This window comes from Gracilibacillus sp. YIM 98692, from assembly GCF_010993965.1.
Lineage (GTDB): Bacteria > Bacillota > Bacilli > Bacillales > Amphibacillaceae > Gracilibacillus.
In genome coordinates this window covers 71,372-89,616 of sequence record NZ_WIXM01000011.1, presented here as the reverse complement: position 1 = coordinate 89,616, position 18,245 = coordinate 71,372, and the positions used below count along the sequence as shown (strand labels likewise).

The window sequence follows — 18,245 nt, the reverse complement described above, 5'->3', positions numbered from 1 at the left end:
TTCATGTGAGATTGCCATCAGTGGGGGTTCTTCACCGCCCACTGATGGTGAGCACCGTGATAGAACAAGTGCTTTCGTAAGCTAACGTTAGAAGACCTACAGGAGGGATGAAGTTGGATCCATTTCAACATATGCATGATTGGAAAAACAACCTTGATCAATTTTTTGGAGGTGACTTTTGGAATGAATTCGAACATATGATAAAGCCTCCCATTCCTGCGATCAATTTGTATGAGCATGAAAATGAATTGATATGTTATATTAATTTGCCCGGAATTAAGAATAGTAAACAAGTAGAGCTTCTCGTAGATGGTTATTCTCTGGAAATTAAGGGAGAGTTATTTCCCATAAAGCCAGCTGGGAAAGCTGTCAAACAGGAGCTCTTACACGGTGAATTTTCCAGACAGATTGACCTACCATTCCCCGTTCGCTCTGATAAAATATCTGCCACCCTACAGCATGGACTAATGAAAGTACAATTGCACCGTAATATAGAGAAAAACAGAAGAAAAAAACGCATTGAAATAAAAGATGCCGAAGAATAAAGAAACAGGTATAACCCGCCCGGTTCTATCAGCTTTATCTTACATCAACGAACTTGCATCCGAACAAAAATACAACATAGTAAAAATATTAATCCTTAAAAAACGAGCTCTGAATACCGCTACAGAAATACACTTCGCTTTCCGCGGGCTCGCACTGAGCCTTCTCGCTCGTTCCTCACTGCGGGGTCTCAGCGTCTTCGCTGTTCCCGCAGGAGTCTACGTATATTTCTTCCGCTTGTGAGTAGTAAGAAAATGTAATTTTTCTCACTAAAAACGAGTACCCATTCAAGCTGCGGAAAAATACGAGACTCCTGTGGGAAAGGAACAGTCTGAAGACCCCGCAGCGAGCGCTTTTTGCTCGTGAGGAGGCTGAAGCGTTCCCCACGGAAAGCGAGTGTTTTTCCGCAGCGACGATTAAGTACTCATCGTGAAACGAGTTTTCAAAGTTACGTCTTAGTTTATGGATTTTGTGCACTATTTTTATACTTATGGTGTAAAAAAAAGAGCTTTGACATGTGTCAAAGCTCTTTTGATTATTGTAAGAACGCTAGAAAGAGAACAAAGATAACGAACAAGAACCACATGATTGGGTGGATTTCTTTGAAGCGTCCTTTTGCAAGCATGGTGATTGGGTAGAAGATAAATCCTACTGCAATCCCTGTTGCAATACTAAATGATAACGGCATAATAATCACAGTTAAAAATGCTGGGACTGCTATTTCAAATTGATCCCAAGGAATCTCTTTTAAAGAAGAAGCCATTAGCACTCCAACAATAATCAGCGCGGGAGCTGTCACAGATGCCGTTACTACTCCTAATAAAGGTGAAAAGAACAGTGCGAGAATAAATAATCCTGCTGTCACAACAGAAGCAAAACCGGAACGACCACCTGCTCCAACACCTGTAGCTGACTCTACATAAGAAGTAGTAGTAGAAGTACCTAACGTAGCGCCGACCACTGTTGCCGCAGAATCAGAGAATAATGCCTTTCCTGCTTTCGGCAATTTATTATCTTTCAAAAGGCCTGCTTTATTTGCTACGGCTACTAATGTACCTGCTGTATCAAAGAAGTCAACAAATAAGAATGTGAGAATAACAACCAACATCTGTAAAGTGAATACTTCGCCTAAATGCGCAAATGCTGCACCAAAAGTTGGAGCTACACTAGGAACTGGTGAAACTATTTCTGTCGGAACTGGCACTAATTGAAAAATCATGCCGACAATTGCTGTAATCACCATTCCATAAAACACGCCGCCTTTAAATCCAATAGCAATTAAAATAATTGTAACAAATACTCCAAATATCGCCAATAGAGTTGGCCCTGCTGTCAGGTCCCCAAGTGCCACGACGGTTCCTTCTGGATCCGCAACAATAATATCTACATTTTGAAAACCGATAAATGCAATAAACAGCCCAATACCAGCACCTACCGCCATCTTTAAAGACGCAGGAATCGCATTAATCACCATTTGACGAATGCCTGTTAATGTTAAGATAATAAAGATAATACCTGAAACTAGAACTCCCGCTAACGCTGTTTCCCAAGGAATTCCATATCCGAGAACTACTGTGTAAGTAAAAAATGCGTTAAGCCCCATCCCAGGTGCTAAAGCGATCGGATATTTTGCTAAAAGACCCATAATTAATGTACCAATCGCAGCCGATAATGCTGTAGCAACAAATACTGCATCCCTGTCCATCCCAGTACCTTCTGTTGCTAACATAGTTGGGTTAACGAATAGAATGTAAGCCATTGCCAAAAATGTTGTAAGCCCAGCCATTGATTCCGTACGATAATTTGTTCCTAACTGGTCAAACTCAAAAAATTTCTTCAATGTTTTTCCTCCTTATTACTGTGCATAGTTGACATACCGAAACAAACTTAGCTTATCACTAAATTTTTATTGCATTCATGCAAGCAAGATCATGTGATGAACTCTTCGGTGTAGGGATCCTTTCTCGCCAACAAAAAACACCTCTGGCCCAGGCCAAAGGTGTTCTCATACAATTCGGATTCTTCACTATACAAAGCTAGCTACTTACATCCGCATCGTAGTCAAAGCATTTAATGGTGCTTTGGTAGAAACTCTTGGGCCATATTCCCAACATTATACGATCGATGATTTCTATTACGTAGATATCATACTAGTAATTTCTTTGTGAGTCAAGATAAAACCGAATGATAATTGTATCAAATTATTTAACGTTCGTTTTTTATTCCCACTCAATGGTTGCAGGTGGCTTGCTGGTTACATCATAAAGCACACGATTAATGTGGTCTACTTCATTCACCATTCTTGTAGATATTTTTTCCAGTATATCCCATGGAATACGAGCCCAATCAGATGTCATTCCATCAATAGATGTTACAGCACGAATGCCAATCGCATAATCATAGGTTCTCGCATCTCCCATTACCCCAACACTGCGTATGTCTGGTAATACAGTAAAGTATTGCCATATGTCGCGGTCTAAGCCAGCTTTCTTAATTTCTTCACGCAAAATGGCATCTGATTCACGAACAATCTCTACTTTTTCCGGTGTAATTTCGCCAAGTACACGGATTCCAAGGCCTGGACCCGGGAATGGTTGACGCCATACAATCTCATCAGGTACACCTAGCTCTGTACCTAATGCACGTACTTCATCCTTAAACAACGTGTTTAAAGGTTCAATTAATTGAAATTCCATATCTTCTGGTAATCCGCCAACATTATGGTGAGATTTAATCGTCTGTGCTGTTTCCGTACCGCTTTCCACAATATCTGTATAAAGGGTTCCCTGTGCTAAAAAGTCCATGTTTTCTAACTTAGCCGCTTCATCGTCAAACACATAAATGAACTCATTACCAATGATTTTACGTTTTTGCTCAGGATCGGAAACTCCTTTCAGTTTGCTTAGGAACCTTTCTTGAGCATCAACTTTGATAATATTCATTTGAAATTCATCACGGAAAGTGCGCATTACCGCTTCGCCTTCATCTTTACGAAGTAAGCCATGGTCAACGAAAATACAAGTTAATTGATCACCAATCGCTTTATGAATTAGAGCTGCCACAACAGAAGAATCTACCCCGCCGCTTAAGGCACATAATACATTACGATCTCCCACTTGTTCTCTGATTTTATCCACTTCCATATCAATAAAGTTCGCCATTGTCCAATCACCAGAGCACTGACAAACATCGAACACAAACGTTTTTAACAAATCATTTCCGTAAACCGTATTACGTACTTCTGGGTGGAATTGCACGCCATAAAATTGCTTCTCTGGATGACTCATCGCTGCAACTGGTGTTGATTCACTTGTTGCTTCTACGTGAAAGTCTGCAGGTGCTTCTATAATTTTGTCGCTATGACTCATCCAAACGGATTGTTCACTTGGTGTTCCTTTAAAAAGAACAGCACCATCCTTCACATTTATATCTGCTTTTCCATATTCGCGTTGATTGGCTCTTTCTACTTTCCCGTCAAAATGATGAGTCATTAATTGCATACCATAACAAATACCTAAAACAGGAATATCTAAATCAAAAATACGCTCATCACAACGGAAGCTTTCTTCACCATAAACACTATGTGGACCGCCAGAAAGAATAATACCTTTTGGATTAATTTCTTTAATTTCTTCCACTGTTAAACGATGGGAATGCAGCTCACTGTAAACACCGAATTCACGAATTCGTCGGGTAATCAATTGATTATATTGACTTCCAAAGTCCAAAACTAGAACTAATTCATTATTCATTTCCAAATTGTCCCACTCCTTCTTTATGTTCACGACCTTCCTGTTTTTGTCCGATCATGCTTTGCCTTTTGTTTCCATAAAAACACTTGGAAAAAGAAAAGCTGCCTTTCTATCAGGCAGTACTTAGAAAGGCAGAAATCACGGAACAGACCCCCACCTTCATAGTCTGAACATTTATCACGGTGAACAACCGTCCGTAAGCCCCCAATTCAAGACTTAATATAACGGGGATAACGGACGCTAGCACCCTGATAAGCTTCGCTAACCATCAGTAAGGGATGAAGAACCCCCCACTGATGGAAGTCTCACTTTATGGTGTTCAGGTAGAAACATTTGAGCCGTATTCTCAAACATATATGAAGGTCGTTTCTCTTAATTTTATCTCATTCTATCAATCGATGATAGGCTGGTCAAGCAAATATTTGTTTCATTAACTTTTCAAATAATTCACGCAATTCCGTGTCTTGCTTATTTATTTCCCCTTTTCGATAAACATATTCTTCATATAACTTAGTCAATTCAATCATGTCATCATTGGCTAGTTTTTCATCTACTACTTTGGCGTACTGCCTCAATGTTTGACCTTTTTTGCGACCAATCATCCTCTTATCTAATAGCTGCAGTACAAATAAATAAGCTTGCTCGAATTGCATTGGTTGAGAAATTTTTTTCCATTTTTGTAACAAGTACCAATCTTTTATTGTTTGGCGTTTGTAATAAATAACTCCTAGCAATACTAACAGAAGCAGTATAACACCGATAGTCATTAATATAAAAGTATAACTGTACTTGGGTTCTTCATTATCAAAATCAATGCTAGCAAAGGCTTCTTCGTCGTCTCTTTCTTCCAACTCTATCTCTTCTGTTTCATTCTCTACTGTTTCTTCCTCTGTTTCTTCTGGCTCCACCGGATTCGAATCGGTTTGGCTGGTTGTTTCCTGATAAAACTCTGTTTGATTGGTGAAGCCGCTTGTTGGCTCAAATGGGATCCATCCTGTTTCAGGAAAATAAACTTCCACCCATGAATGAGCATTATTATTGGTTATTTCATAAACAAAATAACCATCAGGTATATTCTCTGGTTGGTTTTCTTTTATATCCCCGCCAGTAAAACCTTTCACCCACCTAGCAGGTATGTCTAACGAACGAAGCAAAACAACCATCGAGGTAGAAAAATTATCACAATAACCTACCCTTGTTTCAAATAAAAATTGATCCACATAATCTTCGTTGCCGTCAGGTATTGATACATCTTCAATCTGATAGCTATAACCATTTAAACTAAAATATTGTTCGACTGCTTTTACCTGATCATACCTTGTCTCTTCACCTTCTGTAATTTCTTCAGCTAATTGTGACACACGATCTGGTAAATCTTCCGGCAACTGCAGATAATTTGCTTGAATGTGATCCGGATCTCGCTGACTAATGTTTTGAAGATTATCAATCGAATATGAAGGGGACTCATAAGTAATCGTATATCCATCTATTTGCTGTTGCTGCTCCGAAAGCTCATATTCCATCATACCTGATTGATTATCTTGGAAGAAATGGATTCCATCACGACTACGAATTTCTCTGGCACCATACGGATAGGCAACTTTAGATAATTGACTATTCTCTGAACGCTGTATAAACGTATTTTCAGAAGTGGTTTCCACTGAATCCGAGAACGAACGCCATGAAATATTATGATTGTTGATTGGCTCATATTCCAACTCCGCAGATCGCTCCCAGCCTTTACCTGTATACACATCCTTTGATTCAATTCGCCAATACAAACGATCATTCGCTAGCGCCTCAAACACTGGGCTATCATCCTGTACAAAAGAGCCACCAAGTCGAGAATCGTTTTCCCCATAACCTACCTTTTTTTGAAATTGACTTTCATCCACAAACCCTACATGACCAGCTGTACTTTGAATGAATGGTACAGGATCCGGCCATTGTGGATTTAATTTAGGTGAATAAATCCCCACAATCGTGGCAATACAAACAATGACTATAACAGGGGTCAACCACCTTAGTAAGTTTTCCCACTTTTTATCATTATCCGACATCTGACCTTCTGTGCGTTGTAGGAAATGGCTAATGCCAAGCGCTATAAATGCAATCGCAAACGTGCGAACAATCGCTGTCTTTGCATCATAAACGGTAAAAGTGTCCAATACAGCTAAATAAATGACCGTTAAAGCAATAAATAGAAAATATTTCTGAGCGACAACAAACCAATAATGTAAAAGATAGCTCATCAGCCATAACAAAATTAAAAACAAAAAGCTGCGAAAAAATGGCGTCATTAAATACCATTCATTGCTTAAGATGGTATTCATGTTGAATGCAACTTCACGATATATTTGTTGCATCCATGGTGTTGATAGAAAAGTACTTGTTAAAAATAAGTAATCTAAGATGATAACTAATGAAGTACCTTTCAACAAAAAGCGAATCCAACCATTTGGAACTAAATAAGATAAACCAAAACATAATGCAGTAAAAAGAACAAACAAATAGACGTTTCCTGTATCTGTAATTGCCTCTAAAGGACGTAACCACTCCCAAAACAGGAAAAATCCAGCGATTAATATAAGAGCAGATGTGACAGTAGTATCTTTCCATTTCTGCTGCATGACGGTCTACTTCACCTCCCATTCCTCTCTTTGCAAATCTTCTTCCGTTATAAGTTGAACAGGAATACCTTTCATTTTAAGGTTTTCTATATGGTTTCTATCCCCATTTCTAATTTCTTCTTTAGGACTTATCAAACAAACCTTTACCAATACATTCCGACTATAAAGCTCTATCAAACTATGAATCAATGATTGGTTAAGGGAACAGATGATTAATATAACGACAGACCCTCTTGGAATAAACCCATTAGCAGAAGAAAGTTTACTAGATAGCGGAATAGCTGGCTTCTCTTGACTAATGTTAGCTAAGTAGCTTTGAATTACTGGATATTGAAATTGAATTTGTTGAGGGGAAAAAGAACGCTCGGTCTTTCCCATAGTCTGAAAGGTCAACTGTTGCTTTGTTTTACGTGCCCCATCAATTATCCCCATCGTCCACTCCACAGCTGCTTCAAACACAAGTGGTTGGTTTACATGTTGTTCCTCTACATCGAGCAAAATATACAGCTGTGAATCTTTTTCCTGTTCAAACTCCTTCGTCATTACCGTATTTTTCCTTGCCGTAGTCTTCCAATCTATCCATGAAAAACGGTCACCAGGAGTATATTCACGAACCCCTGAAACCATATTCGTCAACCTCTCATCATGCACCAAAGATGGTAACGTGCCTGCCTCTATACTATAAGCATTTTGCGTCCAACGCATACCTTGAATTGCCGGATATACATATAAAGGGTCATCTCTTAAAAATCTTTCTTCCTTTTCTACAAATCCAAATGGATCACCGATTTTAATAGAAATAGTAGAAAAAGTATGTTTTCCACGTGGTAATTGAGATAATGGAACCGTCACATCTAGTGCTCTGCGAAATCCAAGAAATAACACTTTTTTAAACCTTCGTTTTTGCAAATGGGTGGTTGTGTGTGTTAGATTTCGGAATTTTTGCTTTCCTACATCCTTTTTATGAAGCGTTGCAGGGCAAATTTCTTCAATCTCCACATACAATAATGGAAAGAAGTTCCGTCTTCTTAGTAAAATAGTTAATTCCACCGAACCGCTAGCATAGACATAGGTTTGGGAAAGTTTTCGATCTACATGCCAATGGTGTAAGGGGTAAAATGGAATGAAGATCATGTAAAGAAGAATAGGAGTAATGCTATAAAACAGAAACCAGCTGACAAATCCCCCTTGAAACATAGCAAAAATGAAAAGACCTGCGATAAGTAAGATGAGTTGAAGCATCTTCCATAATTTTATCACAAGTGATTTCATCTATTTAATTCCCTTCGAACAGGTATATCTACTTGTTCTAAGATATCAGCTAATAAGGTTTCCTGGTTCATTCCACTGTACCTTGCCTCTGGCTTTAAAATCATTCGATGTGCTAAGACATACGGAGCTAAAAAGATTACATCATCGGGGATTACGTAATCTCTATCTTGAATAAATGCATATGCCTTTGCCGCCTTCATTAATGCAATCGATCCTCTTGGGCTAACTCCTAGTTGCACATGATCATTTTTGCGAGTTGCCGCTACTAATTGTACAATGTAACGCTTTACAGTTTCATCCATATATATCTGTTGAATCGTCTCTTGCATTTCAATCAATTGATGTCTTTGAATAACTGGCTTAATGTCTTCTATTGGATGCTGTCGATCTGTTCGATTTAACATCTCTAACTCATCCGCTTCACTTGGGTACCCCATACTTAGCTTAATGAGAAAGCGGTCTAATTGTGCTTCCGGTAAAGGATATGTCCCTTCATACTCTACAGGATTTTGTGTAGCCATAACGAAAAATGGTTTCTTTAATGATTTAGTGACTCCATCAACTGTGACATTCATTTCCTCCATCGCCTCTAACAATGCTGATTGCGTCTTTGGTGATGTTCGGTTAATCTCATCTGCTAAAATAACATCGCCAAATATCGGCCCGTCTCTAAATTCAAAAAACATCTCTTTCGGATTATATATCGAAACACCTGTTACATCGGATGGAAGTAAATCAGGTGTAAATTGTATACGTTTAAAAGCACAATCCAATGATTGTGACAATGCACGAACAAGCATTGTTTTTCCTACCCCTGGTACATCTTCTAATAGTACATGTCCATCTGCTAATAGTGCGACTAGACTGAGTGTAGCTTCTTTGTCTTTCCCAATCATCACTTTCTTGACATTGTCTAAAATCTCGGCAACTTGTTTATGATATTCCATAAGCCATTTCCGCCTCCGTCCGTACTGAACTACTTCAACTACAACTATACTATATTCCTGCCCTTTTCGCATACTGATTGATTTTGGTATTTAGTAAAGAAAAGCGCAAGCGTCTTGGTCACCCTAGGGCAATAAGTCGAGCCTCTATGTGGTGCTTTTTTGCCACAAAGAGGCTCGACTTAAGACCTCGAGGGGGTAGGCGCTGGAGCTAGACAGCGAAGCGTAAATTTTTATACTTTCTTAACTTGTAAAGAAAAACTTGGCTTATCTCCAAGTCCTAATGGCGAAAGCCTTAGTTTTACTTATACTTTGTACTTAAAAATTTTTGCTACGTCGAGTAGCTTTGCTGCTAAATTTTATACTTTCTGATAGTGTAAAGAAAAAAGGAGCTGTCTAAAGTTCAGTTCCCTGTTCTCACAACTGGAATCGAAAACTGTGAACTTTATTATAAGACAGCCCTTATCCGATAATTACTCGCTCTGTTGGATAGTGATATTTATCTTTAGATGCGTCTCCTCTAATTAAGAATAAAAACGAGAAAATTCCGATTCGACCAATAAACATTAAACACATAATAAGGGATTTACCAAAAGTAGATAACTCCGGTGTAATCCCCATCGATAACCCCGTCGTACCGAATGCGGATGATACTTCAAAGACAATTTCAATTAAAGAAAAGCTCTCTGTTTTGGCTAACACAATTATGGAGCCTACACAAAGCATAAGACCTGTAGTGATGACAATAAATGAACGCATCATATCTTCGTGATCTATTTCTCTGCCAAATACTTTTACACTAGAATTCCCTTTTGCATAATTAAAAATCGTTAGCAGCATAATAGCAAACGTTGTTGTACGAATCCCGCCCCCTACACTACTTGGGGAAGCACCGATAAACATTAAACCGCTCATCAAAAAAAGTGTAGGTAATGTAAATTCAGAAACATCCATCGTTGATAATCCACCACTTCTTGACGTAACGGATTGGAACAAACTATAAAAAAATGATTCATGCCAGCTTTTATCGGCGAAAAAGGCATTCTTTTCCAGAAAAAATATGAGCACCCAACCTACCATAACTAGCCAAAAGAAAGTCACTGTCGTTATTTTAGTAAATAAGGAAAATTTATGACGGTCATTTATAACACCATACACTCTTCCCCTAAGCACTTCTTGTACTTCAATTAATACAGGAAAACCTATTGCTCCTAAAATGATTAATATCATATTAATAAATTGAACAAAATAATCATTGGCAAATGGTTGTAAAGATGCGCCAGTAATGTCTAAACCACCATTCGTGGTGGCACTAATAGCTCCAAACAACCCGTGTAAAAAAGCCTCACGAAAAGTGTCATAATAACTTAAAAAATGGATCGATAAAACCAATGTTCCTACCATTTCAATAAGTAAAATTAATTTAAATATTTCTAACATTAATCTAACGAGTCCTGCCAATGTTTTACTATTTTGATCCACCATAATTAATTTACGACTTCGAATACCGATTTTTTTTCCTAACATTACCCATATAAATGTACCCATTGTCATAATCCCAATACCACCAAGGTGAAGGATAATGGCAATAGCGATCTGTCCAGCTGGGTTAAAAGTATCTGCTACTGATATAACCGTTAAACCAGTTACACTAATCGAAGTAACGGCAGTAAACATCGCATCAATAAAGGACAGTTCCACTCCCGGATTATGAAAAAGTGGAATACTTACTATGATAGTCGAAAAAATTACCGCTAATAGATAATACGTAACGATATGATGTATAGCGGACCACTGCTTCAGCATTTTTTTCATTATTAATACTATTGCCATATTGAAACTCCTTAGCATAATTTAAGCTAAACGATAGTTTACCACAGATTATTCCAATAATCATCTGCTCATTTATTACGGTGACCAATCGTCTATAAGCCCCCACTTCAAGACTTAAAATAATGAAAGATGGATAAGTGGGGAATGGAGCCCCACTGATGGAGGTCTCTTATTATCATCCAATCATTAATATTTAATTTCCTTCAAACATAAGCCATCCTCATCATAACAAATGTTATTATAGCAGATAAATCTATTTACAAAAGACTATTTCAACAAAATATATTAATAATTTACGGTTGCTGCCGACCATGATAAAATACGATATGTAACTGAAGCAAAAGGAGAAAAGACATGACTTCCAATCAACGTTTACGAAGAGCGATAATGGATCCTAAGTTCACTAGATTTATTACCACTTTAATTATCATAAATGCTATTTTAATCGGACTTGAAACATTTCCATCGATTTATGAACCTTACCATATGGTATTCACTATTATTGACTTTGTTATTCTAGGAATCTTCACATTAGAAGTGATTCTAAAGATTATTGTTCACAAAACTAGCTACTTCCATAATAATTGGAACATTTTTGATTTTGTGATTGTGGCAGGAAGTATTATATTATATAGTACTCCATACGTGAGTGTACTGCGTATTTTCCGTGTACTTCGTATATTCCGAACCATCACAACTGTCCCTACTTTAAGACGGATCGTTTCCGCTTTATTTATGGCGATCCCCACTATTAGCAGTGTTCTATTAATTATGACCATCATCTTTTATGTCTATGCGATATTGGGTACATCCTTTTATGGCGATATTGCCCCAGAGTATTTTGGCAATATTTATTTGAGCTTAATTACCCTTTTTCAAATTTTCACGCTAGAGTCATGGGCAAGCGGCATATTCCGACCTGTCTTTGCAGAGGCAACATGGTCATGGTTGTATTTCATATCCTTTATTGTCATCGCTACTTTTATCATGATTAACCTTATCGTTGGGGAAATCGTAAATAATGCACAAAAAATTAGTGATGAAATAGATGAGGATACAGACGAGATCAAAGAGGACACAAGTGAAATTCACGAGCTAAGAAAAGAGATCCGAGAAATTAAACAAATGTTGCAAGAAAAAAACTCATAATGAAGGAAAAAGACACTCCAACAACACGATAAGTTTAGGAGTGTCTTTCTTCTAAGTAACTTGGTATTTCCCAGTCTACAGGGGATACACCCACTTTTTCCAATAAGTTATTTGCTTTAGAAAATGGCTTACTGCCAAAAAATCCTCTATGTGCAGATAATGGGCTTGGATGCGTGGAACGAATAATAAAATGTTTCGATTGATCAATCAGTGCTTGCTTTTTTTGTGCTGCTGAACCCCATAATATATAGACTACAGGGTCTTGTTTCTGGTTTATGATTTCAATGATATGATCTGTGAACTGCTCCCATCCCTTGCCCCTATGGGAATGCGCTTGTCCCTGTCTCACCGTCAATACATTATTTAACAACAGCACACCTTGTTCTGCCCATTTTACTAGATAACCATGGTCCGGTATGGGACATCCGAGGTCATGATGTAATTCTTTAAATATATTTTTCAAAGACGGCGGCGGGGTTATACCAGGCTTTACAGAAAAACTTAAACCGTGTGCTTGATTAGGTCCATGATAAGGATCTTGTCCAAGAATCACTACCTTCACATTTTGAAAAGACGTATAGTGCAGGGCATTAAAAATATCATACATATTAGGATAAATAGTAAATTGTTGATATTCTTGCTTTAAAAATTCTCTTAATGTTAGATAATAGTCTTTTTCAAACTCTTGTTCCAATAAGTCTCCCCAATCATTGGTTAGAATTTGTTTCGTCATACTCTCACAACCTTTTCCTCATCTCTTAAACTCTTTCTACTATCACAAAACATTATAAATCCTATTCTAACATATATAAAATAAAGAAAACTTGGGCTTAGCCAAGCCTTATGGCGCAGTGCGGTAGCCTAGTTGCCCTTATCTATCTTCCTACAATGGTCTACTACGTCAAGAATTCTTCCCTGCTGTACCATTTATACTTTCTGATACGGTAAAAGAAAAAAATGCGAAGTGAGTCACTTCGCATTCAACGTTTAGCTGTATCTTCATGCGGGAAAATCAATAATAATGGCTAAACAATAGACTCATTCTCTTTGTCTACCCAGCCTTCTGCCCATTCTTGAATACTTATTAAAACTGGTTCTAATGCACGACCTTTATCTGTAAGGACATACTCAATTCTTACAGGAGTTTCATTATATACATGTCGCTTCACAATCCCCTGTTTCTCAAGATCCTTTAGTCTTTCCGAAAGGACACGTCCACTAATACCAATGGCAGATTCTATAGATGAGAACCGTTGGGCACCTTCTAACAACTGAAAAATAATTAAACCGGTCCAACGTTTATTTAATATATTTAACGCTGATTCAAATTTAGGACATATCGTTTTATCAGCCATATACTTTCACCTCTTTGTTCCTAGTATATCAAAAAAATTAACAGAATAAAAACACAAAATTTACTTGACGTAATTAATTATCATTTGTATACTTACTTACATAAAGTAAGTTATTAAAATTTTTGGGAGGAATTTTTCATGGTAAACGTTAAATTAGATAAAGTACACAGTGCTGTCAATTTTGAAGTAAAACATATGATGGTATCCAAAGCAAAAGGGGAATTTCAAGATTTCGATGTAGATTTTAATGGAGATTTCGATAATTTAGAAAATGCGAATGTGAAAGTAACGGTAGACGTTGGATCGATTGAAACAAATAACGAAGACCGTAATGGTCACTTGAAATCTGACGACTTTTTTGATGTAGAAACATATCCAAATATTACGTTCCAAAGTAAATCAGTTAAAAAAGTAAGTGAATCTGAATATGAAGTGACTGGTGATTTAACAATCAAAGGATCAACGAATGAAGAAACGTTTAAAGTAGAATATAACGGTAAAGCAAAAGATCCTATGGCAGGCCACATGGTAGCTGGAGTTGATTTAGAAGGAAAAGTAAACCGTGAAGATTATGGCCTTACATGGAATGCACCACTAGAAACCGGCGGTGTTCTAATCGGCAAAGAAGTAAAACTGACAGCAGGATTTGAATTTATTATTGAAGAATAAAATAATGAGTAGGAGCCTACCTAACCTGGTTGGCTTCTACTCATTAGAATATACTGGTTTTTTGGCAAGTAAAGCCGCCACAACACCTATAATAGGAAAAGATAAAGAAATCAATAAAACTGGCGTATAGCTTTCGAAAAAATCATACCCTACCCCAAAGGGTAATGGACCAAAGGCAGAAGCAACTACCATGACAGTCGTACCTACCCCGTTAATACTTCCAATATATTTACGGCCAAAATAATCTGGCCAAATCACGCTTGTCGCAATTCGGTTAATTCCATTTGTCAGTCCCCATAACACCCCTATCATCATAGCAATTATTACATTAGTTAAGGCAGTCATTAATAATAATAGCGATATTTCCGTGATAAAAATAATCACAAATAAGTAATTTGTTTTTATTTTTTCCGTAATAAAACCAGAAATAAGTGACATTGGGATACCGACTACTGCCGTTAAACTCAATACAGTTGCTGCAATGCTTGGGCTCAAATCATGAAAAGCGAAGATTGAAATAATATGAAAAGTAACTCCTGTATTGACTAAAGCTGGGATGGCCGCACAAATAATGATCATCCAAAAGGCTCTCGTTTTTACTGCTTCTTTTAGCTTCCAATTTACTTCAGCTACCTTTTTCTTTCTATTATTTGTTTTTGCTTCATCCTTGCTTGTATCTGTTAAACCATCTGGTTGCAATCCCATATCTTCTGGTCGATTGCGCACACCAAAAAAAGCAATCGGGACAAAGATGACTAATAAGGCAATCCCCCAAAAACGCCAAGCAAATTGCCAATCCCATGTTTGAATTAACCAGGTATTAATGATTGGTAACGACATCGCACTAGCAAAACTTCCAATAGAAACTAAGCTAACCGCTCTCCCCCTTTTTTCAATAAACCATTGTGCCACCAAAGTGTTTGGTATAAGGACCATGCTCCCTTGACCCAGTAGTCGGATCAAGAAAAAACCTACAACAAACATCCACATCGAAGAAACCATACTATTAAAAAAGCAGGAAAGCGCCAACAAAATACCCACTATTACCAACATCGTACGTTGGCCAAACCGATCAATAAACCGACCAACTAGAATCATTATAAATCCTGCTATTAATGTTGCAGCTGAATATAAACCAGATACCTCGGACCTTGACCAGCCAAAACTAGCAATATACTCATCCACAAAAATTGAATTGGAATAAGTTTGACCAGGCCCTGAGAAAAATACCCCCAATGCTGCTATAAAAACAATAAACCAACCATAATAAAATCTTTGAAAAAACCCTCTCACAAAATGACACCACCTTGTTGTCTCTCTCTTTTTTAAAGCATGAACGACGTTTAGTATTCGGAAACACCACGCCATTTGCTAGCAGCTTGCTTCGTAAGTGCTGCTTTAGTTTACACTGTTTCTCTTTCCACTAATGTAATATCTAACTCTTTATGTTTTATTGGAGATTCTTTTTTTACTTGCGAAAACAGTTTTCGCCCCATCTCCACGATAGGAATTTCAAACGTTGTAATTTTCATCATCTTTGCAATCGGCTGATTGTCAAAACCTACAATCGCTAAGTTTTCTGGGACATGTATACCCTTATCCTGACAAGCTGTTAATATACCTGCAGCCACCACATCACTGGTCACAAGTAATGAAGTTGGAGGTAAGTCCAAATAAGATAATTGATTGACAACCTTTTGTCCGTCTTCCAAATAATAATTTTCATAGAAAACAAATGATTCGTCAAAAGGCAGCTGCTTCTCATGTAAAAAATCTTGATAAGCTTTCGCTCGAAAATAACTATTTGACCCTGATTGACGACCAATACAATACCCTATTCGTTGATGCCCTTTTTCATACAAATATTGAAGCGCCTGATAAAAACCTTCATAATGATCTACATAAACCGATTGCACCTTTTTCCTATCACTTGCATTCTCACATACGATAATATCCCCAAACGACGCATATTCCTCTACCACTTTCCATGCAGAGATTCGAGAGCATATGATCAAGGCATCAATCTGTTTATACTTTAACATTTCTAAAGCCTCTTGTTCTTTCTTTTCATCGTAATTAGTTTGAATAAGCACAAGATGATAATCGTGCTCGATCGCTTCATTTGCTATCCCTTCTAATAACAAGCCAAAATAAGGATGTTTTGCAAATGGTACAACCACTCCAACTAAATTAGACTTTCCTCGACTTAAATGAACAGCATGAATATTTTGTTGATAATTTTGCTCCTTTATCACTTGTAAGACAGCTTCTCTTTTTTCTTCACTGACATAAGGATGATTATTTAGTACCCGAGACACTGTAGTCACTGATACATTTGCCATTTTAGCTATATCCCGAATATTTGCCATGTTCTTCACCCTTTTATTTTGAAATGCACTTGCACTGGAACGCGTTTCTCAACCAACAATAACATGAATCTTGTCTAGTTATGCCTGTGCAGCAGCATCCTTATTTTAGCATTTAGGGGTTTAGATCTGGTAGAAAATGATTCGGAAAAGAATGAAAGGATATAAGGTGAGGATACATTCGATATGTAGAAGAAATATACAGTCAAAATATCACTAGTCAGAATAAATAAAGAAGGACATATTAGCATGCCTCTTATCTAGCAGGCATACTACATTTTTTTATAAAGAGAGACTTCCATCAGTGGGGGTTCTTCCCCACTGATGAATAGTGAAACTTATCAGGGTGTTAGCGCCCATTATCCCCCACTTATACTTCTTTCATTATTCTAAGTCTTCTTGAAGTGGAAGCCTTACGGACGATTGGTCAACGTGATACATTTTTTTCTTGGCGTGTTTTAGCATGGCGACAATTAAGAAACTAACGATCACCAATAGAAGCCATGAGCTAATCTTACTAAAATGAACTATTTGCCATTGCTCAGATTGATTCGGATATTGCCAAGCCCCAAAATAGGTTGCAATATTTTCTGCTATCCAGATAAAAAATCCGATCAAAATAAATGATAGAGATAAAGGCATTCGATAAGTCTGACCATTAACCATGTAATAGACCACCGTTTGACAGAATAATAGAATGGTTGCCACCTTCAATACCCATCGAAAGTCATACATATAATGATGAGTAAAAAAGTTGAAATAAATGGCTGCACTAAGAAAAAACACTAGCCAAGTTGCCGGCCAATGGACTAATTTAATATCCAACCTTCTCCAAGCTTGACACAAATAACTGGCAACACTCGCGTACATAAAACCACTATATAATGGAACGCCAAATATTTTACTCCACGCTTCCTCAGGATAGCTCCACGAACCCATATGTACCTTATATATTTCAAGTGCTAACCCAATGAAATGAAAAACACCAATTACTTTTACTTCATCCCATGTTTCTATTTTTGCATATACCATCAAAAACTGTGTTAGTAAACAAATACATAAAATCAGGTCATAGCGTGAGATAAATGGAACGTCTATTACTTGTGTTAAAGCTAAAGAGGAGAAGATCACCACTGCAAATAAACATGATTTTGCTTGGACGAAACCAAAATAAATTAATTGTTTCATTGGACATGCCCTTGTCTATTCGTCAACAAAAAGCGCATGCTCTATTGTACCTCCAACACATAGCTAATAATTTCTTTTATCTTTCCATCTTTATGCTTATTTAACTTGTATATATCACAAAAGCTGTAATGTTTTTGTTCACCGTCTTTCTTGGTAGCGTGAATCATTCCATTCACAGCTGCTTCTTTTCCATGTGTGATCAAATGTTCTATTTCTAGGTCAAAGTGATCCGTACTATTCATTTCACCTAATGCTTGTTCCAGATTTTCTTTGCCTTTAATGGTATCGATGCCAACCATGCGCCAGACAATATCATCTGTTACACTTTCTAAAATGGTTTCATTATCCTGATACACAAAAGCTTCATTAAAAGCCCGGAAAAAAGCCTGAATATTAGTTTCCATACTTCTCACCCCTCCTTTCCATATTATAACATACATTGGGGTTAGAAACTTTTTCACCCAAGGGTACAAGTGCGACATCTACTCAAGCTTTCTATGGTCGCTTTCGTAGTGTCTTCTTCACTATTCCCCTACGTTCATTT

General features: G+C 37.4%; 15 protein-coding genes and 2 riboswitches. Of the genes, 3 read left to right on the top strand and 12 right to left on the bottom strand.

From position 1 onward, the window contains the following. Window positions 1-107: 107 nt before the first annotated feature. Window positions 108-545, top strand: a complete 438-nt coding sequence (locus tag GHD00_RS11815) for an Hsp20/alpha crystallin family protein (protein ID WP_240468678.1) — start codon at window positions 108-110, stop codon at window positions 543-545. Window positions 546-1,078: 533 nt separating this feature from the next. Here the strand turns inward: GHD00_RS11815 and GHD00_RS11810 are convergent. From GHD00_RS11810 to GHD00_RS11785, 6 genes are all read right to left on the bottom strand, one after another. After that, window positions 1,079-2,383: an NCS2 family permease gene (locus GHD00_RS11810; RefSeq protein WP_163538369.1), complete on the bottom strand. Its 1,305-nt coding sequence runs from the start codon at window positions 2,381-2,383 to the stop codon at window positions 1,079-1,081. Window positions 2,384-2,581: 198 nt separating this feature from the next. Next, window positions 2,582-2,684, bottom strand: a riboswitch (purine riboswitch). A 78-nt stretch (window positions 2,685-2,762) separates the two neighbouring features. Next, entirely contained in the window at window positions 2,763-4,295 is a 1,533-nt protein-coding gene (guaA, locus tag GHD00_RS11805; protein ID WP_163538389.1) for a glutamine-hydrolyzing GMP synthase, read from the bottom strand. 273 nt (window positions 4,296-4,568) lie between these two features. Further along, window positions 4,569-4,675, bottom strand: a riboswitch (purine riboswitch). A 30-nt stretch (window positions 4,676-4,705) separates the two neighbouring features. Next, entirely contained in the window at window positions 4,706-6,925 is a 2,220-nt protein-coding gene (locus GHD00_RS11800; protein ID WP_163538368.1) for a transglutaminase TgpA family protein, read from the bottom strand. Window positions 6,926-6,931: 6 nt separating this feature from the next. Then, a complete protein-coding gene (locus GHD00_RS11795; RefSeq protein WP_163538367.1) occupies window positions 6,932-8,197 on the bottom strand; it encodes a DUF58 domain-containing protein in 1,266 nt (421 codons plus the stop codon). After that, on the bottom strand, window positions 8,194-9,144 hold the full coding sequence (locus GHD00_RS11790) for an AAA family ATPase (protein ID WP_163538366.1): 951 nt from the start codon (window positions 9,142-9,144) through the stop codon (window positions 8,194-8,196). The genes GHD00_RS11795 and GHD00_RS11790 overlap by 4 nt, the downstream gene beginning before the upstream one ends. A 459-nt stretch (window positions 9,145-9,603) precedes the next feature. After that, the gene (locus tag GHD00_RS11785; RefSeq protein WP_276208277.1) at window positions 9,604-10,974 is read right to left on the bottom strand and encodes a TrkH family potassium uptake protein; all 1,371 of its coding nucleotides are present in this window, start codon (window positions 10,972-10,974) and stop codon (window positions 9,604-9,606) included. A 354-nt stretch (window positions 10,975-11,328) separates the two neighbouring features. Between GHD00_RS11785 and GHD00_RS11780 the strand changes: the two genes are divergently transcribed. After that, a complete protein-coding gene (locus GHD00_RS11780) occupies window positions 11,329-12,123 on the top strand; it encodes an ion transporter (protein ID WP_163538365.1) in 795 nt (264 codons plus the stop codon). Window positions 12,124-12,157: 34 nt separating this feature from the next. Here GHD00_RS11780 and GHD00_RS11775 read toward each other — a convergent pair whose 3' ends face one another. Together GHD00_RS11775 and GHD00_RS11770 are read right to left on the bottom strand one after the other, a co-directional pair. Then, the gene (locus tag GHD00_RS11775; protein ID WP_163538364.1) at window positions 12,158-12,856 is read right to left on the bottom strand and encodes a uracil-DNA glycosylase; all 699 of its coding nucleotides are present in this window, start codon (window positions 12,854-12,856) and stop codon (window positions 12,158-12,160) included. A 292-nt stretch (window positions 12,857-13,148) separates the two neighbouring features. Beyond that, window positions 13,149-13,478, bottom strand: a complete 330-nt coding sequence (locus GHD00_RS11770) for a winged helix-turn-helix transcriptional regulator (RefSeq protein WP_163538363.1) — start codon at window positions 13,476-13,478, stop codon at window positions 13,149-13,151. 138 nt (window positions 13,479-13,616) lie between these two features. Between GHD00_RS11770 and GHD00_RS11765 the strand changes: the two genes are divergently transcribed. Beyond that, window positions 13,617-14,147 carry a YceI family protein gene (locus tag GHD00_RS11765; protein ID WP_163538362.1) on the top strand — a complete coding sequence of 177 codons (531 nt, stop codon included), beginning with the start codon at window positions 13,617-13,619 and terminating at the stop codon, window positions 14,145-14,147. Window positions 14,148-14,183: 36 nt separating this feature from the next. Here the strand turns inward: GHD00_RS11765 and GHD00_RS11760 are convergent, their stop codons facing one another. From GHD00_RS11760 to GHD00_RS11745, 4 genes are all read right to left on the bottom strand, one after another. After that, complete coding sequence (locus tag GHD00_RS11760; protein WP_240468677.1) at window positions 14,184-15,440, bottom strand: MFS transporter; 1,257 nt, start codon at window positions 15,438-15,440, stop codon at window positions 14,184-14,186. A 110-nt stretch (window positions 15,441-15,550) separates the two neighbouring features. Next, the gene (locus GHD00_RS11755; RefSeq protein WP_163538360.1) at window positions 15,551-16,516 is read right to left on the bottom strand and encodes a LacI family DNA-binding transcriptional regulator; all 966 of its coding nucleotides are present in this window, start codon (window positions 16,514-16,516) and stop codon (window positions 15,551-15,553) included. Between the two features lie 381 nt (window positions 16,517-16,897). Then, complete coding sequence (locus GHD00_RS11750) at window positions 16,898-17,701, bottom strand: DUF817 domain-containing protein (RefSeq protein WP_163538359.1); 804 nt, start codon at window positions 17,699-17,701, stop codon at window positions 16,898-16,900. 41 nt (window positions 17,702-17,742) lie between these two features. Further along, window positions 17,743-18,105 carry a nuclear transport factor 2 family protein gene (locus tag GHD00_RS11745; RefSeq protein ID WP_163538358.1) on the bottom strand — a complete coding sequence of 121 codons (363 nt, stop codon included), beginning with the start codon at window positions 18,103-18,105 and terminating at the stop codon, window positions 17,743-17,745. Window positions 18,106-18,245 lie beyond the last annotated feature (140 nt).

Bases quoted from the DNA above. Each gene is read 5' to 3' on its own strand.
- GHD00_RS11775 (WP_163538364.1), bottom strand. From the start codon at position 12,856: ATGACGAAACAAATTCTAACCAATGATTGGGGAGACTTATTGGAACAA.
- GHD00_RS11780 (WP_163538365.1), top strand. From the start codon at position 11,329: ATGACTTCCAATCAACGTTTACGAAGAGCGATAATGGATCCTAAGTTC.
- GHD00_RS11800 (WP_163538368.1), bottom strand. From the start codon at position 6,925: ATGCAGCAGAAATGGAAAGATACTACTGTCACATCTGCTCTTATATTA.
- GHD00_RS11770 (WP_163538363.1), bottom strand. From the start codon at position 13,478: ATGGCTGATAAAACGATATGTCCTAAATTTGAATCAGCGTTAAATATA.
- GHD00_RS11795 (WP_163538367.1), bottom strand. From the start codon at position 8,197: ATGAAATCACTTGTGATAAAATTATGGAAGATGCTTCAACTCATCTTA.
- guaA (WP_163538389.1), bottom strand. From the start codon at position 4,295: ATGAATAATGAATTAGTTCTAGTTTTGGACTTTGGAAGTCAATATAAT.
- GHD00_RS11790 (WP_163538366.1), bottom strand. From the start codon at position 9,144: ATGGAATATCATAAACAAGTTGCCGAGATTTTAGACAATGTCAAGAAA.
- GHD00_RS11745 (WP_163538358.1), bottom strand. From the start codon at position 18,105: ATGGAAACTAATATTCAGGCTTTTTTCCGGGCTTTTAATGAAGCTTTT.
- GHD00_RS11755 (WP_163538360.1), bottom strand. From the start codon at position 16,516: ATGGCAAATATTCGGGATATAGCTAAAATGGCAAATGTATCAGTGACT.
- GHD00_RS11785 (WP_276208277.1), bottom strand. From the start codon at position 10,974: ATGGCAATAGTATTAATAATGAAAAAAATGCTGAAGCAGTGGTCCGCT.
- GHD00_RS11765 (WP_163538362.1), top strand. From the start codon at position 13,617: ATGGTAAACGTTAAATTAGATAAAGTACACAGTGCTGTCAATTTTGAA.
- GHD00_RS11815 (WP_240468678.1), top strand. From the start codon at position 108: ATGAAGTTGGATCCATTTCAACATATGCATGATTGGAAAAACAACCTT.
- GHD00_RS11750 (WP_163538359.1), bottom strand. From the start codon at position 17,701: ATGAAACAATTAATTTATTTTGGTTTCGTCCAAGCAAAATCATGTTTA.